Raw genomic sequence first — 24135 nt, forward strand, 5'->3', positions numbered from 1 at the left:
CCAAGCGAGGTGCGATGACTGCGGATCGCGAACGCCAGCCTATCGACCGGCTGCGGGTCGGCGGGTGGCTGCCACCACCGCGTAGCGCGGGCCGGCGTGTGCTGGCACTGCCTGCGGCGCCGGAGCCGCTGGCATTGCCGGCAGCGCCGGAGAGGATCGCCTTGCCGCCACCACCGGCCGTGCCGGCGAGGGGCGCGCACGCCGCGCCGGACGACGACGAGCCGGAGCCGCGCGAGGCACGACCGGCGCCGTACGAGGCGCCGGCGGTCGACCTGGACGCGCCGGTGTCCGCACCCGTGCCTCCGCCCCGGCGCCGGGCCGCTGCCGAAAGCACCGGTGCCGGCCTCGCCCTGGGCGTCGGGCGCTATGTCTACCAGGGACGGCGCCGCCTCAGCGAGATGATCGCGCCCGGGCCGCGCCGGCAGCGGGTCCGGGTCGGGGCGGCCGGGATCGCGGTCCTGGCACTGGCGATCGTAGCGGTGGCCATGCTCTCGCCGGACGGCGGCGAGCCGGACGGCGGGCGGGGGCTCGCGCTGCCGGCGCCCCCGCCCAAGGTGCCGGCCCCCAGCGCCGACCAGGGGATCGGGCCGGCTGACATCCCGGCCGCCGCCAAGCCCACGCCCACCCCGTCCCGCGCGAAGGCCGCGCCGCCGGAGGGGCCGTTCACCCGCGCGTACGAGGCGGAGGACGCCGCGCTCGTCGGCGGCGCAGAGGTGCTCTCGCTCCGCCGGGCCTCGGGCGGCCGGATCGTGCAGAACATCGGTAGCGGGCCGGGCGAGGCGCCTGGACTTATCTCGTTCACCGAGGTGGACGTGCCGACGACCAACCGGTACGCGCTGACCGTCGAGTACGTGAGCGGCGAGGACCGTTCCGCGATCCTGTCCGTCAACACCGAGACGCATCTACGGCTGGAGTTCCCGTCGAGCGGCGGCTTCGACGTGGTTGCCTCGCGGACGTTCACGATCCAGCTGGTCGGCGGGCGGAACAACCTGACCTTCAGCAACCCGGACGGCTTCTCGCCAAGACTGGATCGAATCAGTCTTCTCGGCTGAGGTTTAGCACAAGCACCACTCGGGTATAGACTGCCATCGTGGCGATGAAAGCGCTTTCAAAGCGGCGCACTGGAGTGACCATCTACGAGGTCGCTCAGAGGGCCGGTGTGTCGATCGCGACGGTGTCGCGGACGATGCGCGACCCGGATCTCGTCACGCCTGAGACGCGGGCACGGGTGCTCGCCGCCGTCGAGGAGCTCGGTTTCAGGCCGAGCCGGTTGGGCCGTTCGCTGGCCGAGGGCCAGCACGCGGCCAACGGGATCGTGTTCCCGGACCTCGTCGGGCCGTATTACGCCGAGGTGGTCCTCGGCTACGAGGAGGTCGCCGCCGACCTCGGCCGGAGCGTGCTGATCCTGGCCACGCACGGCCGGCGGGACGCGGCGACGCAGGTGCTGGAGCTCGCCAGCCGGGTCGACGGCATGGTCGTCATGGGCCGTACCGTCGGCGACGACGTCGTGGAGCGCATCGCCGCGAGCGGTCCCCCGCTCGTGCTGGTCGCCCGCGACCCCGTCTCCTCTGTGGACACCATCCGCACCGACAACGAGCGCAGCGCGCGCGAGCTGGCCGAGCACCTGGTGGCACACGGCCACCGGCGGTTCGCCTTCGTCGGCGACCCGGACGACTCCCCTGACGTCGCCGGGCGGTATGCGGGGTTCGCCGCCGGGCTGCGCGCCGTGGGCGTTGCCGTGCCGGCGCCCGTGCGCTGCGCTTTCGACATCGAGGCCGGCCGTGCGGCGGCCGGGGCGCTGCTGCGGCGGCGCACCCGTCCACAGGTCGTGGTGTGCGCCAACGACGAGGTGGCCCTCGGCGTGCACACGGCGGCGACCGACGCCGGCCTGACCGTGCCGGACGACCTCGCGGTCACCGGCTGGGACGACGTGATGGCGGCCCGGTTCGCCGGGCTGACCACCGTCCGTCAACCGATGCGGGAGCTGGGCGCCACCGCGGCGCACTGGCTGCACGACCGCATCACCGAAGGCGGCTCGGACCGGTCGCGCCCGCGGGCCGCGGTGCGCAGCCAGGTCCTCCCCACGCAGCTCACGGTCCGCCGGAGCTGTGGCACCCATCCCCCTGGGAGGTAGACAAGATGACAACGCATCGGCGGTTGGGCACCGCCGCGGTGCTCGTCGCGGCCTTGGTGCTCGGCGCCTGCGGCCGCGACTCAGGCGGCGGCGAAGACGCCGCGCAGCCGGTTTCCGAGGGCAAGGCAAGCGGCGAGATCACGGTATGGGCGATGGGGACCGAGGGTGAAAAGCTCGGCGCGTTCGCCCAGGACTTCATGGCGGAAAACCCGGACGCGAAGGTCAACGTGACGGCGGTGCCGTGGGACGCCGCCCACCAGAAGATCGCCAGCGCGATCGCCGGTAAGCAGACCCCGGACGTGTCGATGCTCGGTACGACGTGGATGGGGGAGTTCGCCAAGACCGGCGCGCTCGACCCGACACCGGACGGCAGCATCGAGAAGGGCGCGTTCTTCCCGGGTGCCTGGGACACCACCGTCGTCGACGACACCTCGTATGGCGTGCCGTGGTACGTCGAGACCCGGCTCATCTACTACCGCAAGGACCTCGCCGCGAAGGCCGGCGTGACCGCGCCGACGACGTGGGACGAGCTGAAGTCGTTCGCCACCGCCATGCGGGACAAGGGCGGCGCGAAGTGGGGCATGAACCTTCAGCCCGGCGGCACCGGAAGCTGGCAGAGCTTCATGCCGTTCGCCTGGTCCAACGGGGGCAACCTCACCGACGGCGACGCGTTCACTCTGGACAGTCCACAGGTGACTGAGGCGCTCGCGTACTACCAGTCCTTCTTCAAGGACAAGCTCTCGCCGCCGACCGACCTGTCGCTTCAGGGCGCGCTGGAGCAGAGCTTCATCAACGGCACGCTGGGCGCGTTCATCTCCGGCCCGTGGCACGTCGGTCTGCTGACCGAGCAGGGCGGCGCCGGGTTCAAGGACAAGTTCGCGGTGGCACCCATGCCGCGCAAGCAGTCCGCGACGTCGTTCGTGGGCGGCAGCAACCTGGCCGTCTTCAAGGACGGCAAAAACCGGGACGGGGCCTGGAAGTTCGTCTCCTGGCTGAGCCGGCCCGAGGTGCAGATCAAGTGGTACCAGGCGGTCTCCGACCTGCCGGCGGTACAGGGCGCGTGGAACGACTCGACGCTCTCCGGTGACCCGTTCCTGGCCACGTTCGGCGAGCAGCTCAAGGACGCCAAGTCGCCGCCGGCGATACCCACCTGGGAGCAGGTGGCCGCGGTGATCGACGGCGAGGTCGAGAAGGTCGCCAAGTCGAACGCGGACCCGGCCGGGGCCGCGAAGACGATGCAGCAGCGAGCCACCGGCATCGGCACCGGCGTCTGACATGGCCACGGCGACAGCACCAGCCAAGGCACCGGCCGAGGCGAACGCCACGGCCGGTGCCCGCCCGCCGTACCGGCTCCGGCAGGGCCTCGCCGGCTGGGCCTTCGCCACCCCGTTCACGGTCCTTTTCCTGCTCTTCATGGCGCTGCCCGTGGTGGCGTCGCTGGTGATGAGCCTGACCGACCTGCGCTCGACCGACCTGCGGACACCCCTCGCGGTGGAGTTCGTCGGCTTGGACAACTACGCCCGGCTGTTGGACGACACGCAGTTTCGCCGGGCGGCGCTGAACACCGCGATCTTCGTGGTCGTCGGCGTTCCGCTGACGATCGCGGCCGGGCTGGCCGCGGCGAGCGCGCTCAACTCGGGGCTGGTGAAGTTCCGCACGCTCTTCCGGGTCGGCTTCTACCTCCCGGTGGTGACGAGCATCGTGGCGCTGGCCGTGGTGTGGCGTTTCCTGCTCGACCCCGAGGCCGGGCTAATCAACAACGCGCTGCGGGCGGTCGGTGTGACGGGGCCGAATTGGCTCGGCGACCCCAACCTGGCGCTGCCGTCGATCATCGTGATGGCGGTCTGGCGCAACTTCGGCTTCCTGATGGTGATTTTCCTGGCCGGGCTCCAGGCGATCCCGGCAGAGCTGTACGAGTCGTCCAGGTTGGACGGTGCCGGCCGGTGGGCCCAGTTCCGGTACATCACGGTGCCGATGCTGCGCCCCACGCTCCTCTTCGGCGGCGTGGTCACCAGCATCGGCTACCTCCAGCTCTTCGAGGAGCCGCTGGTGATGACCCGGGGCGGACCGCTCGACTCCACGCTGTCCGTCTCGTACCACATCTACAACCAGTTCGGCTTCGGCAACTACGGCTACGCGGCGGCGGTCAGCTACGTGCTCTTCGCCGCGATCGTCGGCCTGTCCGTACTCCAGTTCCGCCTCCTCGGATCGAGGGACTGACATGCGCCGCAGGGATCTCGTCGCGCGCGTCGGGCTGTACACGGTCCTCGGCGCCGGGCTGCTCGTTGTCGTCGGCCCGTTCCTGTGGGCCGTACTGTCGTCGATGAAGCCGGAGGCGGAGATCCGCCGCATCCCGGCCACGTGGTGGCCGGAGGTCTTCACCCTCGACAACTACCGCGAGCTGCTGTCCAGGCTGGACTTCCCACAGGCGTTCGCCAACTCGGCGATCGTCGCGGTGCTGACCACCCTGGGCAATCTCGCCTTCTGCTCGCTGCTCGGGTACGCGCTCGCCAAGCTGCGCTTCCCCGGCCGGCGGGCGCTCTTCCTCGTCGTGCTCGGCACGCTGATGGTGCCGAGCATGGTGACGTTCGTGCCGCAGTTCGTGTTGGTCAGCAACCTCGGGCTGGTCAACTCGTACGGCGGTCTGATCCTGCCCTTCCTGGCCACACCCTTCGGTGTCTTCCTGATGCGGCAGTACCTGCTGTCCATCCCGGACGAGCTCATCGAGGCGGCCAGAGTGGACGGTGCCGGCGAGCTGCGCATCTTCGCGCGGATCGTGCTGCCACTGTGCGGCCCGGCGCTGGCCACGCTCACCATCCTCACGTTCCTCGCCTCCTGGAACAACTTCCTGTGGCCGCTCGTCGTGGCTACCACCGAGGACAAGTACACGCTCCCCGTCGCGCTCGCGCTGTACAGCGTGGGCCAGAACCGCATCGAGTACGGGCTCGTGCTCGCCGGTGCGGTCGCCGTCCTGTTGCCCGTGGTCATCGTGTTCGTCCTGCTTCAGCGCCACTTCCTGCGGGGCATCGCGACGACCGGACTCAAGTGAGGGTTTCCATGCGACGTCTCCTCGCCGCGGCCTCCGCCGCGGTCCTGCTCCTGCCCGCCGCCCCCGCCTCCGCGTCCGAAGACCCCTGCGCACGTATGCCCGCGACACCTGGCGGTCGATGGTCGCCATGGTCGACCCGGCCACCGGACTGCCCGCCGACAACATCGGTGGCGACCTGGCGCCGGCCAGCCGCTCGGCGTACACGTCACCGACGAACATCGGCGGTCTCATGTGGTCGGCCGTGGCCGCCCGAGACATCGGCACCATCTCCCGCCGCGAGGCGTCCAAGGTGGTCGGTGCCGCGCTCGATGGCCTGTCCGACCTGGACCGGCACGACGACTCCGGCATGTTCTACAACTGGTACGACCCGCACACCGGCGCGGTGCTGCACACCTGGCCGGAGGATGGCAACGTGGTCACGCCGTTCCTGTCCAGCGTGGACAACGGCTGGCTGGCGGCCGCGCTGCTGGTCGTGCGCAACACGTTCCCCGAGCACCGGGCGCAGGCCGCCGCTCTGCTGACCCCGATGGACTTCGGCTTCTACTACAACCCGGCCGCGCGCGGGCCGGACATCCCGGCCGGGCTGCTGCGCGGCGGGTTCTGGGACACCCAGCCGCCCGGCTGCTCGGTCGTCGACAACTACCGCGACCGCGGGCCGGACGTCTGGTACACCTGCAACCACTACGACATCGCGGTGACCGAGCCGCGGATCGCCAGCTACCTCGGCATCGCGTTCGGGCAGATCCCGCCCGCACACTACTTCGCGACCCAGCGGACGTTCCCGGACACCTGTGACTGGTCGTGGCTGGAGCAGAAAGCGGTCGGCTTCCACACGACCCACCTCGGCGTGCCGGTCTTCGAGGGCGCGTTCACGTACCGGGGCATCCAGTTCGTGCCGAGCTGGGGCGGCGACATGTTCGAGGCGCTGATGCCGGACCTGTTCGTGCCCGAGGCGAAGTGGGGCCCGCGCAGCTGGGGCCGCAACCACCCGGCGACGGTGGCTGGGCAGATCGAGCACGGCCTGCGCGACGCGAAGTACGGCTACTGGGGCTTCTCCCCCGCCTCCGACCCCTTCGGCGGGTACAAGGCGTGGGGCGTGGACGCGATGGGCATGGACCCGGGCGGCTACCCGTCCGACGTGGAGGCGTCCAACTACGACGCCGGTTTCGGTGACTGCCGCGCGGGCGGTCCGGCACCGACCTATGGGGACGGTGTGGTGACGCCGCACGCGGCATTCCTCGCCCTCCCGTACGCCAAGCGCGCGGTCGTGGACAACCTTGCGAAGATGCGCGCCAACCTCGACGCGTACGGGCCGGGCGGCTTCTACGACGCGATCGCGGTGCGCAGCGGCACGGTGGCCAAGCGGTACCTGGCGCTCGACCAGTCCATGATCTTGGGCGCCCTCGGCAACGAGCTGGGTCACGACTCGGTCCGCCGGGCGTTCGTGACGCCCCAGATCGAGCGGGCGTTGCGGCCGCTGATGGCGATGGAGACATTCAACGTTCCGGCGCGTCAGGAGGCGGCCTGGTGACTTCGGTCGAGGAGCAGGCCCGTGCGGGCTGGGCGCGGCTCATGGGGTCCGGCGGTGCGCAGGACCGGGCCCCGGGTCAGATCGTGCCGGCCGACCTGCCGGCGCCGAATGGGCTCGTCGCGACCGGTGGCCGCGGCCACGTGACGCTCAGCTGGGAGCCGGTGCCGGGCGCGATCGGGTACGCCGTGCACCGCGCCACCGCCTCGTCCGGCCCGTACGAGCCGGTCGACCACGGCGGTGGAGACGTGCTCGCGGTGCCGCACGGGCCGTACGCGGACACGACCGGCGAGCCGTTCCGCCAGTACTGGTACGCGGTCGCGCCGCTCAGCACGGTGACCTCGATGGGCCCGCTCAGCGTGCCCGCGGTGGCGGCCGCCAGCGCCGGCGCTGCCGACGGCCTGGCCGAGGTGGCGGTGCACGTGGCCGCCGACGTCGACGCCGGTCCGCTGCACCGGCCGTGGCGGGCGATGGTCGGCTCCGAGCACCTGAGCCACCTGCTGTGCGAGGACACGACCGGCGGCCGGCCGATCGGTGCCGAGCTGACCGAGGCGCTGCGCCGGGTCCGCGACGAGTTGGGCGTCCAGCAGGTACGGGCGCACGCGATCCTCTGCGACGACCTCGGCGTGTACAAGGTGGTCGACGGTCGGCCGCGGCTGGACTTCAGTGGCGTCGACCGGGTCTACGACACCGTCCTGGAGCTGGGCATGCGGCCGGTCGTGGAGCTCTCGTTCATGCCCCGTGACCTGGCCAGCGACCCTTCGCGCACCGTGTTCGCGTACGAGGGGATCATCTCGCCGCCCCGGGACTGGGAGCAGTGGTCGTGGCTCGTGCGGGAGCTGACCGCCCACCTCGTCGAGCGGTACGGGCTGGACGAGATACGCGACAACTGGTGGTTCGAGGTGTGGAACGAGGCGAACCTGTCGGTCTTCTGGTCCGGCACGCCCGAGGAGTTCTGGCGGCTGTACGACGAGACCGCCCGCGCGGTGAAGGCCGTCGACCCGGGGCTGCGCGTCGGCGGCCCCGCCTCGGCCGCCGTCGGGTGGATCGACGACCAGCTGGCCCGGACGTCCCCTGTGGACTTCGTCTCCACCCACACGTACGGCAGCCCGCCGCTCGACCTGCGCCCGCTCGCCGGCGACCGCCCTCTGCTGTGGACGGAGTGGGGCGTGACCGCCACGCACGGCAGCGAGGTCAACGACACTGTGTTCGCGGCGGCGTTCCTGCTCCGGGGCATGCGCTCGACGTCGCGGCGGGTCGACGCGCTCGCGCCGTGGGTCGCCTCGGACCACTTCGAGGAGCTGGGGCGGCCGCCACGGCTGACGCACGGCGGCTTCGGGCTGCTGACGGTCGGCAACCTGGCCAAGCCGAAGTACTGGGCGCTCACGCTCGCCCAGCGGCTCGGCGACACCGAGCTGCCGGTCGCGCTCTCCGGCGACGGCGCGGCCGGGCTTGTCGAGGCGTGGGCGGCGCGGTCAGGCGACGGCACGGTCACGGTCCTGCTGTGGAACGCGACGCTCGATCACGCCAAGGCCGATGGCGACCCCGAGCTGGACCGGGCGGTCACCGTGGACGTGACCGGCCTGCCCTCGGCCGCGTACCGGCTGACACATTGGCGGGTGGATGCCACGCATTCGAACATCGCGGCGCTCTGGCGCACGATCAGCGAGGGCCGCGACTGGCCGGACGAGCGGCAATGGGCAGCGCTGCGCGAGGCGGACCGGCTCGCGGAGGTGGAGCCGTCGCGCGTGCTGGAGGCCCGAAACGGTACGACGGCGCTCGCCTTCGACCTCCCGATGCCCGCGATCTCCTGCATGGAGCTGGTCCCCATGCCCTGAGGGCCAGGCCCCGTCTGGGAGCGGTTAGGGCGCCCATGCCGCCCTAACCGCCCCAGACCGGCCGTAGGCCGAAATGGGGTGGGCTTTGCCAAGCGCGGAGGGTGAGGCCGCGGGAGCAGCGGTCTGGACCACGACGGACGTCGCGGTAGCTCAAATCTCTTTAGAGAGTGTCTACGGCTCGCTGTCGTACTCGTGGAGGACGCGCTCCAGCAGCGCGAGCGTGCGGTCGGGCGGCGCGGCCTCGACGCAGAGGCGCTCCATCGCCGCCGCATACTGGTCGACGTCGTCGCGCTTGTCCAGGTAGAGCGCGCTCGTGAGCTGCTCGGTGTAGATCACGTCGGGCAGCTCGGCGTCGGGGAAGCGGAGGATCGTGAAGGCGCCGCCCGCCGCCGCGTGCCCGCCCGCGCTGAACGGGACAACCTGGATGGTCACATTGGACAGCTTGGTGGCGTCGATCAGCGCGGCGATCTGGGTGCGCATCACGGTGCGCCCACCGATCGGGCGGCGCAGCACGGCCTCGTCGAGCACCGCCCACAGGTGCGGGGCGCCCGGGCGGGTGAGCAGCTGCTGGCGGGCCATGCGCACGTCGACACGGCGGTCGATCTCGTCGAGCCCCGCGGCACCGTGGCCGATCATCACGACCGCCCGCGCATACTCCCGGCTCTGGAGCAGGCCGGGGACGAACTGCACCTCATACGTACGGATCATGCCGGCGCTGGTCTCGAGCCCGAGGTAGGCCTGGAACCAGGACGGGAGCACGTCGCTGAAGCGCTGCCACCACCCCTGTGTATTGGCCTGCCGCGCCAACGACAGGAGCGCCTCGCGCTCGGACTTGTCATTGACCCCATACAACGTCAGGAGATCGGCCACATCCCGCTCCTTGAACCCGACCCGGCCGAGCTCCATCCGACTGATCTTGGACTCGGATGCCCGGATCTCCCATCCGGCGGCTTCGCGGGTCACGCCATTGGCCTCGCGAAGCTTGCGCAGCTGTGAACCAAGCAGCATCCGCAGAACTGTCGGCCCGCCAACGCTGGCCTCCGGCCCTGTCGTCACGCTGCCCTCCCTGCTTCATCGCTGCCGGGGGTAAGCATGCCATGACCGTATGACGAGGAGGATCCCCGTTTCGTTCATCATTGGCGCAGGGGACGCAAAGGGGCTGGCCGGTGGCACCGACCACCCCCTACCGTCGGGCTTTGCCCTCCCTCAGCTCAGGAGGTGGTCAAAGTCCCCGTCTCGGGCGCCCAGGATGAACGCGGCTATCTCTTCCGTGGTGTAGATCAGTGCGGGCCCCTCAGGGTCTCGCGAGTTGCGGACGGCGATCCCCGCTCCGCCGGGCAGTTCGGCCACCTCGACGCAGTTTCCGCTGGGGTTGCTGCGGCGGCTCTTCTGCCACGCGACCACCGGCAGCTGGCCGGCGGGCGTGCCGTTGACAATCTGGCTCATCGACGTCTTTCTCATGGGCCTGCGTACGGGCTTGGGGCACGGACGCCAGGGTTGGATCAGATCATCTGCACGTGCATCAGCCCTTGCGTCTGCAAGGGCCAGCTAGCATGATAACTCTGTGCTACTAGTGCAAGGTCGTTCACGTTTTGTGACGGAAACGCGGGCCAATGGCGGCCCGCGGGGCACCCCCTCTGTCCCCACAGCCATCACGAAGCCAAAACCACCTGCTGGGAGTAGAGCATGGCAGCCCCAACTTTCGACCCAACCCAGCGCGACCCTAAGGCCGTGGCGCCTACGGACAGTTACAGTCCGTCAGACCGTGTGTGGGTCTACCGTGGCGGCGACTGGCGTGCCGGCGTCGTCGAGACGGTCTCCCCCAGGGCCGCGACGGTGACCTACCGGCCGAGCAGTGCCCGCGGCACCGGCGTCGACACGCTGACCGCGTCGTACATGGTTCCCCGCGCGGACGTGGACCCGCTTCTCGATCGCGCACCACAACGCCGCTGACGTCCTTGTTCGGTCCTGACCCCCGACAGGATCGGACAAGGCAGGCACTCGTTACCGCGCACTAACGCGATTGAAACAGATCGTTGCGAATGTTTCCTCTCTGATCTTGAGGTCCTTCGATGTAAGGGCCTCCGGTCGAGAGGAGACATGGTGGCGACACCACAAACCCGCCGGCAGTTCCTCCAAGCGGTCGGAGTGACCGGCGGAGCGGGCGTCCTCTACAGCACGATGGGGGCGCTCGGCCTGGCGCCGGCCGCGCAGGCGGCGCCGCCGTTCCGCGCGCCGCGCGAGTCGGACTTCACGCTGAGCGGCCGCTCGCACAAGTCGGTGCTTATCCTCGGCGCCGGCATCGCGGGCCTGGCGACGGCGTACGAGCTGCGCAAGGCCGGCTACAAGGTACGCGTCCTGGAGGCGCGCAAGCGGCCCGGCGGTCGCAACTGGACGGTGCGCGGAGGCACCGTCGAGACCGACCTCGACGGCCACACCCAGCGCGCCGGCTACGCCAAGGGGCAGTACCTCAACGCGGGGCCGGCCCGCATCGCCCAGCACATGGTCACGCTGGACTACTGCCGCGAGCTCGGCGTGCCGATCGAGATGTTCGGCAACCAGAACGCGGACGGCTACTACTACAACGAGGGCGTGGGCGCGCTCTCCGGTACCCCGATCCGGCACCGAACCGCCAAGGCCGACGTCTACGGGTACGTCTCCGAACTGCTCGCCAAGGCCACCGACCAGGGCGCGCTGGACGGGCAGCTCACGCCCGACGACAAGGAACGGCTGCTCGCCTTCCTGCGCAACTTCGGCTCGATCGGCGGCCGGGCGGACGGCTGGAAGTACAGCGGCAGCACGCGGCGGGGGTATCTCGTGGACCCGGGTGCCGGCTTCGAGGCGGGCACGCCGAACCTGCCCCCGCACGCACTGTCCGATGTGCTCGCCAGCGGCGTGGGGCAGTACCTCTCGTTCGAGTTCGGCTGGGACCAGGCGATGCTGATGTTCCAGCCGGTGGGTGGCATGGACCGGATCGCGTACGCGCTGGAGGAGGCGGTCGGCGGCCACCACATCACGTACGGGGCGGAGGTGCGCTCGATCACCAACAAGGGCTCGGGCGTCGAGGTCGTCTACACCGGACCGGGCGGGCGGACCAGCCTCGCGTCGGCGGACTTCTGTGTGTGCACGATCCCGCCGCAGGTGCTCGTGAAGATCCCGTCCAACCTGACCCAGGCGGTCAAGGACGCGCTCGGGTACGCGCAGCCGAATAGCACCGGCAAGATCGGACTCCAGTACGGCCGGCGGTGGTGGGAGGAGGACGACAAGATCTACTCCGGAATCACCAACACAAACCTCGACCTCGGCACGATCTGGTACCCGTCGTACGGCTACCACGGCGCCAAGGGGATCGTCGTCGGCTACTACAACTTCGGTGGCAGCGCGGACCTGTACGCGTCGCTCACGCCCGCCCAGCGGCAGGCGCGGGCCATCGAGCAGGGCGTGAAGATCCACGGCGAGAAGTACCGCACCGAGCTGGAGACGGCCTTCTCGGTGGCGTGGCGGCGCACGAGGTACAGCGAGGGCGGCTGGGTTTCCTGGCCCTCCCGCACCACCGGCCACTATGGACGGCTGCTGGAGCCGGACGGCAACGTCTACTTCGCCGGCGACCACCTCAGCTACTACATCGCCTGGCAGGCCGGCGCCTTCGAGTCGGCCCGCAAGGTGGTCACCGACCTGCACGCCCGCGTGCTGTCGACCTAGGGGTTCTATTAGAGATTGGGCTACCGCGATGTCCGCGGTAGTCCAGACCGCTGCTCCCGCGGCCTCACCCTCCGCGTTCACACGACCAAACAGCGCCGAGCGCGGTGGGCCTAGGCGTTGTTTGCGCGGGGCTCTCAAGCTGGGCGCACTGATGCGCCCAGCCCCTGGGCGCCGCGCGAGTTGGCTCCGGACGGGCCCGCACGCACGCGATAGCCGCCACCCGCTGGATCGATCACGACCACAGGCCCGCCCCCGGCGGGTCGGGGCGGCCTCGGCGACGGCGGTCGCCCCTCGATCGACGAGCGGCCTTGCCGTCCGTGTCGAGAAATTGCCTCTGGAGGGGCAATTTCTCGCCACGGACGCATCCGCAACCGTGCGCCGCGCCCTGATCAAGGGCCGGGCGGCCGGCCCCTACCCCCGCCACCGGCCGGACCGGCTGGGGTTGGGGTGTGAACCGCGGAGGGCGAGGCCGCGGGAGCGACGGTCCGGACCACAACGAACGTCGCGGTAGCCCAAATCTCTGAAATGGATCTGGAGAGCTTCTGGGGTCAAGGTGCGCGCCCTCCGCGTCCGCGACGATTTGCTCGGCTGACACGGTTTGCCTAGGACGGGTGACTGAGGCGCGTCAGGGGGATACGAGGTCGGCGGGTGCGGGGAGTTTGGCCATGCGCGTGGCCGCGGCTAGCGCGGACCGCGCGATCGCGTCGTCGGCCAGGAGCTTGGCGACCGTCGCGGCGTCCACCTCGGACGGTGGGCACCAGACGCCCAGGCCCAGCGCGGCGACCTGCCCCGCGTTGATGAACTGGTCGGCGCCGTGCGGGAGGACGAGCTGCGGGACGCCGGCGGCCAGGGCGGCCATTGTCGTGCCGGAGCCGCCGTGGTGGACCACCGCGGCGGCGCCGGTCAGCAGGTGGTGGAGCGGGACCCAGCCGACCGGGCGGACGTTGGGCGGCAGCGGGCCGAGCGGGGCCAGGTCGGAGTCGCCGCCCAGCGCCAGCACGAAGTCGGCGTCCACGTCGGGCGCGGCGGCCAGCATCCGGGACAGGCCGCCGACGCCCTGTAGGCGCGGCACGACGGTGCCGAGCGTGATGAGCACGCGCGGGCGCTCCGGCGGCTGCCACAGCCACTCCGGCAGCTCGCCGCCGGCGTTGTACGGCACGTACCGCATCGACAAGGCCGCGCCGGACGGGCCCAGCATCATCTCCGGCGGCGCGACGTGGATGACCGGCCGGTGGGCTGGGAGGGTGAGTGGGGTGCCCACCCGCTGGTACGCCTCCGCGAGGTGGGGCAGGAAGCGGGCGGCGAGGTCGTGCTCGCTCTGGAAGTTGAAGCCGTGCTCGACGGCGGGCACACCGAGCGCACTCGCCACCGCGAGCCCCGCGCCCTGAAGCCGGGAGTGCACCACGAGGTCGGGCCGCCAGCGCCGGGCCACGGCGGCGGTCGTCGCGGCCGTCACGGCGGAGATCTCGCCGAACGTGCGTAGCAGCAGCTCATGCACCTCGTGGCCGGCCTCGGCGATCCGCTGGCCGCGCTCGCTCATCCGGCGGGCCCGCTCGTCGGGAGGGCCGGTGGCGGTGCCGAAGATGGCCGCGATCGCGGTGGCCGGCGCGGTATCCACGACCGGCAGCCCGGCCCGCACCGCCGCCGCCACGCCCTCTGCCGCCGTCGCCACCAGCACCTCGTGGCCCGTCGCGCGCAGCGCCCAGGCCAGCGGGACGGTCGGGAAGAGGTGGCCGATCCCCGGAGACACCGCGAAGAGCACGCGCACCGGCCCTAGGCTAGCATTGACCGGCGCCGACCCCTGCGATCCCGCCTGACCGTCCATCATGGAGGATCTGTGGCCAAGCCGGGCGACATCCCGTTCACCGTCGACCTCCACATGCGACTGCTGCTCAGCCTCGACCGCGGGCACAGCGTGCAGCGGGCCGTCGCGGCCGCGGTGCGGCCGGGCGCGCGGGTGCTCGACGCCGGCACCGGGAGCGGTCTGCTGTCCTTTGTGGCCTTGGCCGCCGGCGCCGGTGAGGCCGTCGCGGTCGACCGCCACCACGTGGAGATGGCCCGCACGCTGGCCGCGCACAACGGGCTCACCGACCGGATGACGGTGGTCGAGGGCGACCTGTCCCGGCTGGAGTTGTCCGGCGTCGACCTGACCCGCCCCTTCGACCTGCTGCTCGCGTTCATCCACGTCAACAACCCGCTGGTCGACGAGGATCGCGCCCGGGTGGTGTACGAGGTACGCGACCGCTTCTGCGCCGCCGACTGCACGGTGCTGCCAGAGGCGGTGCGCTACCGGGCCGTGGGGTGCGACCGCCTCGACTGGGACCTGCCCACCGAGCTCGCCGACCTCGACGACGCGGCCGGCATCCTCCGCGGGGCGTATGGGCTGGACTTCCAGCCGCTTGTCGACGCGACCAAGCAGGGCGTGGCGCGGTCGGCGAGCCGGCCGGAGAGCGCGGTGCGTCCACAGTGGCGCTCCCCCACGACGATGGGTGCGCTCCGCTTCCCTCGCGCGGACGTGCGGGTGCTGACCGGGAGCCACGACTTCGCGACGTTCGACTACACCGGGCCGGCGTTCACCGGATTTCCGCCCGAGGTGCGGCTGACGATCGCCACACCTGGGCGGTTGAGCGGGGTGATCTGGACGCAGGAGCTGCTCTGCGGCGGCCAGTCGGTGTGGACCACGGAGTCGTACAGTCCACTTGCGACACCCCGCACGGTGGCCGCTGGCGACGAGGTCGTGCTCGCCACAGGGGATGAGTGGCGCGCGACGAACGTGCTTCACCAGTAGCCGATGTAGTCCTCGAGGAAGGCCGCGCCGTACGACGGGGAGGCGATGATCCGCTCCAGCCGGGCCATCTGCACCCGGTGCAGGAACGGCGCGGTCGGCGTGCCCAACCCCGGCGTGTTGACCAGGTCCATCATCCAGTGCACAAACTCCTGGATCCGCCAGATCCGGGCCAGCCGCGTCGCCGAGTAGGCGTCCAGCCGATCGTGGTCGTGCCGGATGAAGCGGTCCATCAGCCCAAGCGCGAGCTCCTCGGCGTCGGCCAGCGCCACGTTGAAGCCCTTGCCACCCACCGGCGGTAGGACGTGCGCCGCGTCCCCGGCCAGGAAGAGCGAGCCGTGCCGCATCGGCGCGCAGACCAGGCTGCGCATGCGCACCATGCCGGTGGAGAGGATCGGTCCTTCGTGGAGGGCCCACGGCTCGTCGAGCGCCAGCCGCAGCCGGATCTCCTTCCAGATCCGCTCCTCCGGCCAGTCTTCGGTGCTGTCGTCGCGCGCGCACTGGAGGTAGAAGCGGCTCACCTCGGGGGTACGGCGCACGTGCACGCAGGAGCCGGACTCGTGGATGGAGTTGATGACGCAGTCGCTGGAGGGCGGCGCATGGGCGAGCACGGCCAGCCACGCGTACTCGTACTGGTGCTCGTAGGTCTGTAGCGCGCCGGCTGGCACGGTGCGGCGGGCGACGCCGTACTCTCCGTCGGCGCCGACCACGACCTCGCACTCGATCACGTCGGAGCCACCGGAGGGGCTTTCCACCTCGATCCGGGGGCGGTCGCCCTCGATACCGGTGATCACCCGTGCCGGGGTCTCGAAGCGGAGGTCGCCGCCGTCGCTCAGGTACGCGTCGACAAGGTCGCGCACAAGGAACTGCTGCGGGTAGATGTAGTGGCTGCGCCCCTGCGCGATCGGGTCGTACCGCAGCGGGTAACGGCGCCCGCCCATCCGGAACTCGATCTTGTTTTCCACCTGGCCGGTGGCGAGCAGCCCGCCGGCCAGGTCGTGGCGGCGCAGCAGGTCGACCACGCGGTGCTCGACGGTGCCGCCGCGGGAACGCTGCTCCACGTACGCCCGGTCGCGGTGCTCGACCACGACGCAGTCGACCCCGGCCCGGCGCAGCAGCGTGGCGACGAGCATCCCGGCGGGTCCCGCACCGACGATGCCGACCTGTGTGGCTGTCATCAGCCCTCGCTCCGTTCCGTAGAGACTGCCGGGGTGGCCCCGAGATACGACGCCGGCACGGCCGCGCGGGCCGCTGTGCCCTCGGGGGTCAGTGCGAATAGGCGCGCTCGCATCAGCTGCCGGAGCGCGGTGAGCCCGGCCTGGGTGGAGCGGCCCCGGGAGGCGGCCGCCATCCGGAGGCTGGGCAGCACCTCGCCGCCGAAGCGGGCGCAGATGAACTTGTGCGCCTCGTACGCCGTGACGGTCGCCTCGACGAACTGCTCGAACGCCTCGCCCGCCGGCCCTTCCCCGTGTGCCGCCGCGGTCGCCCGCAGCCGCGCGAAGAGGCGGATCAGGTGGGCGTGGTCGCGGGTCTGTAGCCCGCTGAAGCCTTCGCGCACGCTGGGTGGGCTCATCGCCGGCCGGATGCGCGCCTCGTAGTCGACCGGGCCGAAGTCGGCGGCGAACTTGATAGCCGCCGCGGAGCTGCGCATGAACGCGGCCGCCACCCGTACCGCCGCGTCCGCGTCGGCAGCTGCCTCGTCGTCGTCCGGGTCGCCGCCGGCCGCGCTCGCCTCCAGGTAGCAGTTGAGGCCGACGATCACGCCTTGGAGCAGCGCGAAGAAGAGCTGGTGGCCGACGAGCCACCGCCGCTCCGGGTCGTAGCCGGCCGGGGTGTGCCGCGGCGCGCGGCGCAGGACGACCGGCACGCCCTCCTTGAGACGGTCGCCCGCCGCGTACCGCAGGAGCGCGTCGAGCCCGGCGAACATCTCCTGCCACTCCACCGGGTCCAGAATCGTAACGCCCATGGCCAGGCCGTTTTCGTGTGCCCAAGAATGTGCTTGAAGCAAACCCCGCACAAACACGAAGGCTGACCTTTGTTTCACCCGGGTGACCTGGAAATAACGGTCATGCTCCACGTGCTCGACGTCGTCATCTTCGGTCGCCACAATGTCCGACCACTCTCCATCCCATAGACCAGGATCGAAGAGCGCTTCAATTACTCCAGAGTACGCCAGATCGCGTGTCACGTCCGCGACCTGGGCTCTTGTCGTCGGCAACAGCGCGGGATAAGGCAAGCGCAATAGGCCACCAGGCACGGCGTCCCCGCCCTTCGGAGAAGGTTTCAGGCGACGAGAAATGGACAGCGCAGGCCAAACTCAAATCGCATTTGACAGCGCCGCTGCAGTCCCTCAAGATTCTCGGTTAGCACCTTACCGCTGTCAATCCCTCGCGCCGATCTTCTACGTATTCGCAGGTGGCGGCCGTGCACCATCATTTATCAAGTGTGGGGCTGCCGAGATTGGGTATGCGAATGGACATGACCACACAACCCGGGCAGCCCCCTGGCCGGCGGGGGACGATCGGACGGCCGTACAGCGCGCTCAACACGCGGCTCATCCTCGCCTCGATCGGCCTCGTGATCATGGTCGCGTTCGCGGTGCTGCTCGCGCTCGCCGACCAGCCCGTGCTGGCGGCCATCGCGGCCGCGCTCGCGGTGGTCGCCGTGATCGACATCCTGGTCGTCATCCGCCGCATCCGGATCCGCCACCGCGAAGACCCCAACCGCCGCTACTCCGTCTTCGAGTGACTGACGACCTAGTCTTGCGCCGTGCGGATGCGAGTCGCTGGGTTTCACGAAGCGGCACGAGACGTACGGCTACCGCCGACCTGCCTGAGCCGTCCGGCGAGATAGCGGCGCTCCGCTTCGGTCGGGGCCAGCGACAGCGCCTCCACGTAGGCCGCCTCGGCCTCGCTCTCCCGGCCGAGGCGACGCAGCAGGTCGGCCCGGGTCGCGGGCAGCAGGTGGTACCCGCGCAGCGACTCGGCCACCGCCTCCACCAGCGCCAACCCGGCCGCCGGCCCGTCCGCCTCGGCCACCGCGACCGCCCGGTTGAGCTCCACGACCGGCGACGGCAGGTACTGGCGCAGCAGGCCGTAGAGACCCGCGATCTCGGTCCAGTCGGTTTCCTCGGCGGTGCGGGCGGTCGCGTGGCAGGCGGCGACCGCGGCCTGGATCTGGTACGGCCCGGGCTGGCCCCTGCGCAGTGCCGACTCGAGCAGCGCCACGCCCTCGTCCACGAGCGCCCGATCCCACCGCGAACGGTCCTGGTCCGCGAGCGTCACCAGGTCCCCGGCGGCGTCGACCCGGGTGGCGCGGCGGGCGTCGTGCAGCAGCATCAGCGCGAGCAGCCCCACCGCCTCCGGCTCGTCCGGCATCATGCCGACAAGCCACCGAGCCAGCCGGATCGCCTCCGCGCAAAGGGCGGAACGGACGAGATCGGCGCCCCCGCTGGCCGCGTACCCCTCGTTGAAAAGCAGGTAGAGCACGGCCAGCACCGACGGCACCCGCTCGGGCAGGAGGTGGTCGGGCGGCACGCGGTACGGGATGCCGGCGTTGCGGATCTTTTGCTTGGCCCGCACCAGCCGCTTGGCCATCGTCGCCTCCGGCACGAGGAACGCGCGACCGATCTCCCCTGTCGTGAGGCCGGCGAGCGTACGCAGCGTGAGGGCAACCCGCGCCTCCATCGGCAGCGCCGGGTGGCAGCACGTGAAGATCAGGCGGAGCCGTTCGTCGGGAAAGCCGGTGGGCTCGTCGGGGTAGGCCAGCATCGCCACCTCCTGAAGCTTGGCCGCCTCGTTCGCCATCCGCCGCAGCCGGTCCAGCGCCCGGTTACGCGCCGTGGTCGTGAGCCACGCGCCGGGACGACGCGGGACACCGTCGCGCGGCCACCGCTCCAGCGCCGCCGCGAACGCCTCCTGCGCGCACTCCTCGGCCAGATCCCAGTCACCTGTCATCCGGATGAGAGTCGCCACGACGCTCCCCCACTCCCGGCGGAACGCCGCGGCGACCTCAGCCGCCACCCCAGCGGCCATCAATCCCAGAAGGGCCGAACCTCGATGGCGCCGTACTTCGCCACCGGGTGCTTGGACGCCACCTCGATGGCCTCGTCGAGGTCGGCGCACTCGATGATGTCGTAGCCCGCGATCTGCTCCTTGGTCTCCGCGAACGGCCCGTCGAGCAGCAGCACTTCCCCGTCACGTACCCGCACGGTGGTCGCGTCGCTGGTCGCCCGGAGACGGTTGCCCTGGACGCGCACCCCACGCCCGTCCATCTCCGCGACCCACTTGATCGCCGCCTCGGTGACCGCGTTGCCGGCCTCCTCACCAAGCTCCACCGACTCGTCGGCGGTCACCAGCATCATGTACCGCATGCGTCCTCCCTCGTCCTTGCCTTAGGACTCCGTCGTTTGCCATACGACGAACGGCACCCCGCCGAGAGGACCACCTCCGCGGACCAATTTCACGATCAAGACATGAGCTACCGCGATGTCCGCGGTGGTCCGGACCGCTGCTCCCGCGGCCTCACCCTCCGCGCTCCACAACCCCACAGGCCAGCACGGCCGAAGGTGCGGCTTCTTGCGGCGTCGAAGATCCAGACAGAAACCGCATCATCCGCCGAGCGGGAAGGCAGCCCTCCGCTCCCAACGACCTTCCTTATTAAGAGCGAACCAATACACCTCGTCGGCCTTTGCCTTGAGCGGCAGCTCGCGGGCAAGCGCGGCCTCGACTGGACGCAGCTCCGCCTGATCGGCTTGGCCGATCGTCAGGTGCGGCACGACGTCATCGAACGCGCCGCCGTACCTCGGCGCCTCCGGCCAGAGTGCCGCGCTCCGGTCCGACAGATCGCGCAGCTGGTGCTCGGGCTCGGGTGCCAGGTAGAGCACCGTCTCGCCGAACCAGTGCAGCTCGTTGAACGTCACCTCGAACGGCTCGACGCTCGCGGCCAGATCTCGCACCTTCGTCAACGCGGCGTCATCGACCGTCGCGGCCGGTATCCACGGAAAGTGGATCGTCACGTGCGCGGGCACGCCGATGGCAGCCCGGGGGTCGTGCCTATGTCGGTGGGCACCAACGGCGTACTCGACATCGGGGAACGGCACGACCAAACCACTGTCAGGAATCATGGCGGCATTGTCCGCTGCGTGGCAGCTCGACCGCGAACGGGTTTGACGCAAACTCGCGCACAAGCCTTGAGTCGCTTGCTAGGCGCCCCACAAACTCGGAGACGCCTGACAACTGCGGAAGGAAGGTCATCATGGCACTCCGGTTCCTGGGGAAGGACCCTGGCTCACCGAGCGGCGGATCACCAACGCTGTACTACGACGAGAGCGACGACACATACGTCGTCCAAGGCTGGAAGGTCACGGATCCCGAGCTGCTGGCCCAGATGGACATCCCCGATCATGAGACGGTGGTCCGGATCCCGCGACGCATGACCCAGTTCTTTTCGGAGGTCAACGGTGGCTGACTTCAACGGCACGATCGAGGAACTGCTCGCGGCGTGCCAGCGAAGCGCCCTACACCTGGAGATACGGGACAGCTACGCACTCGATGATCCGGTGTTCATCGACTGGCAGGCGGGCCAGGCGATCGACCCGGCCGAGCGCTGGCGTGAGTGGTTCGACGTGGTGTCGGCGACTACGGCACGCGGGGTCCAGATCAAGCGCGCCCGAGTCGTCTCGGAGCCGATCAGCGAGTACATCCGTTACGAGTACGACGTAACCGATGGTCTGAACATCGCGTCGGGCGAAGAGATCCGCTGGCTCCCGCGCCGGAGAGCATCCGACATCGCGTTGCCTGGCAACGACTTCTGGCTCTTCGACGACGACCTACTTCTCTTCAATCACGTCGACGGCAACGGCGGATGGCTCGGCGTGGAGCACTCCACCGACCCCTCGGCCGTCAAACTCTGCGCCTCGGCGTTCGAAGCGGTGTGGGAACGGGCCATCCCGCACGCGGACTACCACCCCACGTGACGGCAAGCGGCCATACTCGATCAGTGGCATCTCCGTCTTCCAGCGCACAACAGGTGCTCGAAGCGCTCGGCACCCGACTACGCGAGATCCGCACAGAGGCGGGACTGACCGGACGTGACCTCGGCCGGCTGGCAGGTTGGCACTCCTCGAAGGTCAGCCGGATCGAACACGCCCGGCAAGCTCCATCCGCCGATGACATCACCGCATGGTGTGAGCACAGCGGGACCGAAGACCAGGCGGCCGACCTGATCGCCACGCTACGTGCTGCCGAAGGCATGTTCGTGCAGTGGCAGCGGATGGAGCGCACAGGACTACGGGTCGCGCAGGAATCGGTCGTGCCACTGTGGGAGAGGACCCGCCGGTTCCGCATCTACTCATCGTGGCTGATCCCTGGCCCATTGCAGACACCCGCGTACATCCGGGCGCTACTTCATGCGATCCGGGTTCGCCGCGGCCTCCCCGATGACGTCGAGGCGTCAGTACGGGTCCGCGTCGACAAGCAGCATGTCATTCACGAGGGAGGCCATCGCTTCGCCGTGGTTTTGGAGGAAGGCACGCTGCGCTACCGCATCGGCGATACCGACACGATGGCGGGCCAGCTCGGCCACCTGCTCGCGATGGCGGCGTTGCCCTCCGTGAGCCTGGGCATCGTCCCACTCGACGTGGACCGCTCCGCGCTCTGGCCGTTGGAAGGCTTCTTTCTCTACGACGACGAACAGGTCAACGTGGAGTTGGTCTCGGGCCATCTGACGGTGACACAACCCCGCGAGATCGCCATGTATGCCGACGCGTTCGCGCAGCTCGCAGACCTCGCCGTCTACGGCGCAGCCGCCCGCACTTTGATAACGGCGGCCATTCGCGCACTTGACAACTGAGCAATCGCAAACTCGCGCACATCCATTGAGCTGCGCTCGGCGCCGTACCTAGCGTCCTCTCCTAAGCGCTCAGCGCGGGAGGTGATTGGTGTGGTCCAGGTCGTGATGGCCGCGGTTGCGTTGGTGGTGGGCTTTCTCGGGGGTCTGTTGGTGTTCAAGCGGTCAAATCGTTGGTGCCCCGTCTGTGGCTATCCGCTCGCCTGCACGAATTGCCACCGCACTCGTGCATCTCGCGCTGACGTGCTCGGTGATGGTCCGACGCGCCGGGCCGCCTGATGCCCGGCTGCAACAAGGAGGTTCGGCGGTGCCAACCAAACGAGAGCAGTTCATGTACTCGGTCCGCGCACGGTATCTGGGTGAGCGGATGCGGGGCCTGCGTGAGGAGCGTGGGCAGACGTTGAAGTACATCGCTGCCTACCTCGGGGTGGAGTTCTCCACCCTGGCGCGGTACGAGCGGGCGGAGTGGCCGTTCCGCGTCGACCATGTGATCGCGCTACTGGACGTATACGGGGTGTTTGAGGAACGCCAGCGCGAGGAGCTGGTCGCCTTGGCGCGTAACGCATGGCGGGTGTGCGCGTGGGAGGTGGCAGGGGTCAAGGACGCAGTCACGGCGGGGGCTAACGAGCAGCCGATCATCGACCAGTGGTGGATCCAGTCCAAGGCAGAGGAACTGTGCGTGTACGCCCCGGTCCTGCCGCCGCCGCTGCTTCAGGCCAGGGACTACGCCGAGACCCTGATCCGGTTCCGCGACCCGCAGATGCCGATGATGAAGGTCGAGGCAAAGGTCCGCGAGCTGATAGACCGGCAGCAGGTGTTGGACGACCGCCCACCGATCCGGCTGACGGTAATCCTGGAGGAAGCGGCGCTTTCCCGTCGCGCGGCGGGGCCTGCCGTGACTCTGGCGCAGTGGGAACACCTGGTCCGCGCGGTCGAGCGGCCACACGTCAACGTCCTCGTCCTGCCCACCAACGCCACCCTGCACCACGGCATCGACGGCGGATTTACCCTCTGCCGGATGCACCCGCCGTACCCGCCGGTGGCGCTGCTGGACCAGCTGACCGGCCGCGCCGCAATCGAGGCCGATGCGGCCGAGCAGTACAGCGTCGCCTTCGACAAACTGAAGGAGGCCGCGCTCAACCCGACCCACTCGATCGGTCTGATCCAGCAGGAAATCAACGACCTCGGCACGCAACGACCAACGTCGACCGGTCGTGAAGGGGTGGCCGCATGACGATCCCGTTCGACTCCGATGCTGTCCGGGCCGCGGTCGCCGCCGCCGCTCATGCGGTAGCCGCAGAATGCGAACGTCTCGGCGTCATCATCACGGCCGAGCAGTGCGAGACGCTGACGGTCGCGGTGATCAGCCACTACCAGGCGTTCTCCGCGGGGGTCCGCTATGCCGACCGCAACTCGCGCACGGACCTAGGCGATCCCGGAGCCGGAGCCCCGAAGGAAGCGGCCCCGGTTCGGAGCGGGAGCGACGATGACGCCGTGCTGACCGGGCCCTGAGGGGCGGTTGCGAGCCTCGGTCTGCCTGCCGCGGCGGCGGGCGGATGGCGAGGAGGAAAGATCATGAGACTGCGTCACGCGGCCGCGGTGGTGTCCGCGGCGATCCTGGTGTCGCTGAGCCTCGGTGCGCCCGCGCGGGCCGAGGATCCGGACCCGTGCGCGCCGAGCTGGGTGGGAGTCACCCTGTTCGGCGGGGCGGGCTCGGACGTGATGGTCGGTGGACCGGGCAACGACACGTTCTTCGGGCTGGGCGGCGACGACCTGCTCATCGGCAACGGCGGCGACGACGTCCTGGTCGGCGGGGACGGGGACGACCAGATCCTCGGCGGCGACGGAAGCGACACGATCAGCGGCGGGGCGGCATGGACACGCTCTCCGGCAACCTGTGCGGCGACGACGTCTCCGGCGACGAGGGCAACGACTTCGCCCAGGGCAACGAGGGCCCGGACACCGTGCAGGGCAACGAAGGCGACGACGTACTCCAGGGCAACCAGGGTCGTGACCTGGTGCAGGGCGGCTACGGCGACGACGACGTCTTCGGCGGCGACGGCATGGACGACCTCTACGGCGGCCCGGGTGTCGACGACCTCGTCGGCGGCGCCGACCCCGACTTCGCGGACGGCGGGCTGGCCTTCGACACCACGTGCAGCGCCGAGGTCCTGGTGGCCTGCCCGTGAGAGGCACGCGCTCCCCGGGCCGCGAGGCCCGGGGAGCGGCCGAAATACGTCGCGTCGGCTA

Annotated in this window: 25 protein-coding genes and 1 pseudogene; 18 read left to right on the forward strand and 8 right to left on the reverse strand. The window is 70.1% G+C overall.

Annotation, left to right across the window (positions count from 1 at the left end; genetic code table 11):
* The first annotated feature begins 14 nt into the window (after positions 1–14).
* The 7 genes from Pflav_RS24245 (at position 15) to Pflav_RS24275 (ending at position 8549) form a co-directional block, all read left to right on the forward strand.
* A complete protein-coding gene (locus tag Pflav_RS24245; RefSeq protein ID WP_173038445.1) occupies positions 15–1052 on the forward strand; it encodes a carbohydrate-binding protein in 1038 nt (345 codons plus the stop codon).
* Positions 1053–1096: 44 nt separating this feature from the next.
* Positions 1097–2134: a LacI family DNA-binding transcriptional regulator gene (locus tag Pflav_RS24250; RefSeq protein WP_173038447.1), complete on the forward strand. Its 1038-nt coding sequence runs from the start codon at positions 1097–1099 to the stop codon at positions 2132–2134.
* Between the two features lie 5 nt (positions 2135–2139).
* The gene (locus tag Pflav_RS24255; RefSeq protein WP_173038449.1) at positions 2140–3408 is read left to right on the forward strand and encodes a sugar ABC transporter substrate-binding protein; all 1269 of its coding nucleotides are present in this window, start codon (positions 2140–2142) and stop codon (positions 3406–3408) included.
* A 1-nt stretch (position 3409) separates the two neighbouring features.
* The gene (locus tag Pflav_RS24260; protein ID WP_173038451.1) at positions 3410–4354 is read left to right on the forward strand and encodes a carbohydrate ABC transporter permease; all 945 of its coding nucleotides are present in this window, start codon (positions 3410–3412) and stop codon (positions 4352–4354) included.
* Position 4355: 1 nt separating this feature from the next.
* Entirely contained in the window at positions 4356–5183 is an 828-nt protein-coding gene (locus Pflav_RS24265) for a carbohydrate ABC transporter permease (RefSeq protein ID WP_173038453.1), read from the forward strand.
* A gap of 85 nt (positions 5184–5268) precedes the next feature.
* Complete coding sequence (locus Pflav_RS24270) at positions 5269–6714, forward strand: glucoamylase family protein (protein ID WP_269474636.1); 1446 nt, start codon at positions 5269–5271, stop codon at positions 6712–6714.
* Complete coding sequence (locus Pflav_RS24275; RefSeq protein WP_232071846.1) at positions 6711–8549, forward strand: GH39 family glycosyl hydrolase; 1839 nt, start codon at positions 6711–6713, stop codon at positions 8547–8549. Before Pflav_RS24270 ends, Pflav_RS24275 begins: the two co-directional genes overlap by 4 nt.
* A gap of 171 nt (positions 8550–8720) precedes the next feature.
* Here the strand turns inward: Pflav_RS24275 and Pflav_RS24280 are convergent, their stop codons facing one another.
* Both Pflav_RS24280 and Pflav_RS24285 read right to left on the reverse strand, forming a co-directional pair.
* A complete protein-coding gene (locus Pflav_RS24280; protein ID WP_173038456.1) occupies positions 8721–9557 on the reverse strand; it encodes a helix-turn-helix domain-containing protein in 837 nt (278 codons plus the stop codon).
* 198 nt (positions 9558–9755) lie between these two features.
* Positions 9756–9995, reverse strand: coding sequence for a DUF397 domain-containing protein (locus Pflav_RS24285; protein ID WP_173038458.1), 240 nt, complete (start codon positions 9993–9995; stop codon positions 9756–9758).
* A gap of 321 nt (positions 9996–10316) precedes the next feature.
* Between Pflav_RS24285 and Pflav_RS24290 the strand changes: the two genes are divergently transcribed.
* Entirely contained in the window at positions 10317–10502 is a 186-nt protein-coding gene (locus Pflav_RS24290) for a hypothetical protein (protein ID WP_232071848.1), read from the forward strand.
* 147 nt (positions 10503–10649) lie between these two features.
* Entirely contained in the window at positions 10650–12251 is a 1602-nt protein-coding gene (locus Pflav_RS24295; RefSeq protein ID WP_173038462.1) for a flavin monoamine oxidase family protein, read from the forward strand.
* Between the two features lie 625 nt (positions 12252–12876).
* Here Pflav_RS24295 and Pflav_RS24300 read toward each other — a convergent pair.
* Positions 12877–14019 carry a glycosyltransferase gene (locus tag Pflav_RS24300; RefSeq protein ID WP_173038464.1) on the reverse strand — a complete coding sequence of 381 codons (1143 nt, stop codon included), beginning with the start codon at positions 14017–14019 and terminating at the stop codon, positions 12877–12879.
* Between the two features lie 69 nt (positions 14020–14088).
* Between Pflav_RS24300 and Pflav_RS24305 the strand changes: the two genes are divergently transcribed.
* On the forward strand, positions 14089–15039 hold the full coding sequence (locus tag Pflav_RS24305) for a 50S ribosomal protein L11 methyltransferase (protein ID WP_173038466.1): 951 nt from the start codon (positions 14089–14091) through the stop codon (positions 15037–15039).
* On the opposite strand, the gene Pflav_RS24310 is transcribed toward Pflav_RS24305, so the two are convergent.
* Both Pflav_RS24310 and Pflav_RS24315 read right to left on the reverse strand, forming a co-directional pair.
* On the reverse strand, positions 15030–16214 hold the full coding sequence (locus Pflav_RS24310) for a 4-hydroxybenzoate 3-monooxygenase (RefSeq protein WP_173038468.1): 1185 nt from the start codon (positions 16212–16214) through the stop codon (positions 15030–15032). The genes Pflav_RS24305 and Pflav_RS24310 overlap by 10 nt on opposite strands.
* On the reverse strand, positions 16214–17002 hold the full coding sequence (locus tag Pflav_RS24315) for a hypothetical protein (RefSeq protein ID WP_173038470.1): 789 nt from the start codon (positions 17000–17002) through the stop codon (positions 16214–16216). Before Pflav_RS24315 ends, Pflav_RS24310 begins: the two co-directional genes overlap by 1 nt.
* A 512-nt stretch (positions 17003–17514) precedes the next feature.
* Between Pflav_RS24315 and Pflav_RS24320 the strand changes: the two genes are divergently transcribed.
* Positions 17515–17784 (forward strand): DUF6343 family protein, encoded by a 270-nt coding sequence (locus Pflav_RS24320; RefSeq protein WP_173038472.1) that lies wholly within the window; start codon positions 17515–17517, stop codon positions 17782–17784.
* A 44-nt stretch (positions 17785–17828) separates the two neighbouring features.
* On the opposite strand, the gene Pflav_RS24325 is transcribed toward Pflav_RS24320, so the two are convergent.
* The 3 genes from Pflav_RS24325 to Pflav_RS24335 all read right to left on the reverse strand — a co-directional run bounded on the left by Pflav_RS24325 (position 17829) and on the right by Pflav_RS24335 (position 20161).
* On the reverse strand, positions 17829–19070 hold the full coding sequence (locus tag Pflav_RS24325; protein WP_173038474.1) for an RNA polymerase sigma factor: 1242 nt from the start codon (positions 19068–19070) through the stop codon (positions 17829–17831).
* Positions 19070–19408, reverse strand: a complete 339-nt coding sequence (locus tag Pflav_RS24330; RefSeq protein ID WP_173038475.1) for a YciI family protein — start codon at positions 19406–19408, stop codon at positions 19070–19072. Before Pflav_RS24330 ends, Pflav_RS24325 begins: the two co-directional genes overlap by 1 nt.
* Positions 19409–19645: 237 nt before the next feature.
* A complete protein-coding gene (locus Pflav_RS24335; RefSeq protein WP_173038476.1) occupies positions 19646–20161 on the reverse strand; it encodes a 2'-5' RNA ligase family protein in 516 nt (171 codons plus the stop codon).
* A gap of 131 nt (positions 20162–20292) precedes the next feature.
* Here Pflav_RS24335 and Pflav_RS24340 point away from each other — a divergent pair, with 131 nt between their 5' ends.
* From Pflav_RS24340 to Pflav_RS24370, 7 genes and pseudogenes are all read left to right on the forward strand, one after another.
* Complete coding sequence (locus Pflav_RS24340) at positions 20293–20505, forward strand: hypothetical protein (RefSeq protein WP_173038477.1); 213 nt, start codon at positions 20293–20295, stop codon at positions 20503–20505.
* Positions 20498–21013, forward strand: a complete 516-nt coding sequence (locus Pflav_RS24345; protein ID WP_232071850.1) for a DUF6879 family protein — start codon at positions 20498–20500, stop codon at positions 21011–21013. The genes Pflav_RS24340 and Pflav_RS24345 overlap by 8 nt, the downstream gene beginning before the upstream one ends.
* A gap of 23 nt (positions 21014–21036) precedes the next feature.
* Complete coding sequence (locus tag Pflav_RS24350) at positions 21037–21888, forward strand: helix-turn-helix domain-containing protein (protein ID WP_232071852.1); 852 nt, start codon at positions 21037–21039, stop codon at positions 21886–21888.
* Between the two features lie 223 nt (positions 21889–22111).
* Positions 22112–23119 (forward strand): helix-turn-helix domain-containing protein, encoded by a 1008-nt coding sequence (locus Pflav_RS24355; RefSeq protein WP_173038479.1) that lies wholly within the window; start codon positions 22112–22114, stop codon positions 23117–23119.
* Entirely contained in the window at positions 23116–23397 is a 282-nt protein-coding gene (locus Pflav_RS24360; RefSeq protein WP_173038481.1) for a hypothetical protein, read from the forward strand. Before Pflav_RS24355 ends, Pflav_RS24360 begins: the two co-directional genes overlap by 4 nt.
* Before the next feature lie 63 nt (positions 23398–23460).
* Positions 23461–23745 (forward strand): annotated as a pseudogene (locus Pflav_RS48925) (calcium-binding protein); the annotation flags it as partial.
* Positions 23746–23759: 14 nt separating this feature from the next.
* Complete coding sequence (locus tag Pflav_RS24370) at positions 23760–24074, forward strand: calcium-binding protein (RefSeq protein ID WP_173038483.1); 315 nt, start codon at positions 23760–23762, stop codon at positions 24072–24074.
* Positions 24075–24135 lie beyond the last annotated feature (61 nt).

The sequence above is a fragment of the Phytohabitans flavus genome (assembly GCF_011764545.1).
In the GTDB taxonomy this organism is placed as follows: Bacteria; Actinomycetota; Actinomycetes; order Mycobacteriales; family Micromonosporaceae; genus Phytohabitans; species Phytohabitans flavus.

Excerpts from the sequence above, each read along its gene's own strand:
- Pflav_RS24245 (WP_173038445.1), top strand. The coding sequence starts at position 15 with ATGACTGCGGATCGCGAACGCCAGCCTATCGACCGGCTGCGGGTCGGC.
- Pflav_RS24250 (WP_173038447.1), top strand. The coding sequence starts at position 1,097 with ATGAAAGCGCTTTCAAAGCGGCGCACTGGAGTGACCATCTACGAGGTC.
- Pflav_RS24255 (WP_173038449.1), top strand. The coding sequence starts at position 2,140 with ATGACAACGCATCGGCGGTTGGGCACCGCCGCGGTGCTCGTCGCGGCC.
- Pflav_RS24260 (WP_173038451.1), top strand. The coding sequence starts at position 3,410 with ATGGCCACGGCGACAGCACCAGCCAAGGCACCGGCCGAGGCGAACGCC.
- Pflav_RS24265 (WP_173038453.1), top strand. The coding sequence starts at position 4,356 with ATGCGCCGCAGGGATCTCGTCGCGCGCGTCGGGCTGTACACGGTCCTC.
- Pflav_RS24280 (WP_173038456.1), bottom strand. The coding sequence starts at position 9,557 with ATGCTGCTTGGTTCACAGCTGCGCAAGCTTCGCGAGGCCAATGGCGTG.
- Pflav_RS24285 (WP_173038458.1), bottom strand. The coding sequence starts at position 9,995 with ATGAGCCAGATTGTCAACGGCACGCCCGCCGGCCAGCTGCCGGTGGTC.
- Pflav_RS24295 (WP_173038462.1), top strand. The coding sequence starts at position 10,650 with ATGGTGGCGACACCACAAACCCGCCGGCAGTTCCTCCAAGCGGTCGGA.
- Pflav_RS24310 (WP_173038468.1), bottom strand. The coding sequence starts at position 16,214 with ATGACAGCCACACAGGTCGGCATCGTCGGTGCGGGACCCGCCGGGATG.
- Pflav_RS24315 (WP_173038470.1), bottom strand. The coding sequence starts at position 17,002 with ATGGGCGTTACGATTCTGGACCCGGTGGAGTGGCAGGAGATGTTCGCC.
- Pflav_RS24320 (WP_173038472.1), top strand. The coding sequence starts at position 17,515 with ATGACCACACAACCCGGGCAGCCCCCTGGCCGGCGGGGGACGATCGGA.
- Pflav_RS24325 (WP_173038474.1), bottom strand. The coding sequence starts at position 19,070 with ATGGCCGCTGGGGTGGCGGCTGAGGTCGCCGCGGCGTTCCGCCGGGAG.
- Pflav_RS24330 (WP_173038475.1), bottom strand. The coding sequence starts at position 19,408 with ATGCGGTACATGATGCTGGTGACCGCCGACGAGTCGGTGGAGCTTGGT.
- Pflav_RS24335 (WP_173038476.1), bottom strand. The coding sequence starts at position 20,161 with ATGATTCCTGACAGTGGTTTGGTCGTGCCGTTCCCCGATGTCGAGTAC.
- Pflav_RS24340 (WP_173038477.1), top strand. The coding sequence starts at position 20,293 with ATGGCACTCCGGTTCCTGGGGAAGGACCCTGGCTCACCGAGCGGCGGA.
- Pflav_RS24360 (WP_173038481.1), top strand. The coding sequence starts at position 23,116 with ATGACGATCCCGTTCGACTCCGATGCTGTCCGGGCCGCGGTCGCCGCC.
- Pflav_RS24370 (WP_173038483.1), top strand. The coding sequence starts at position 23,760 with ATGGACACGCTCTCCGGCAACCTGTGCGGCGACGACGTCTCCGGCGAC.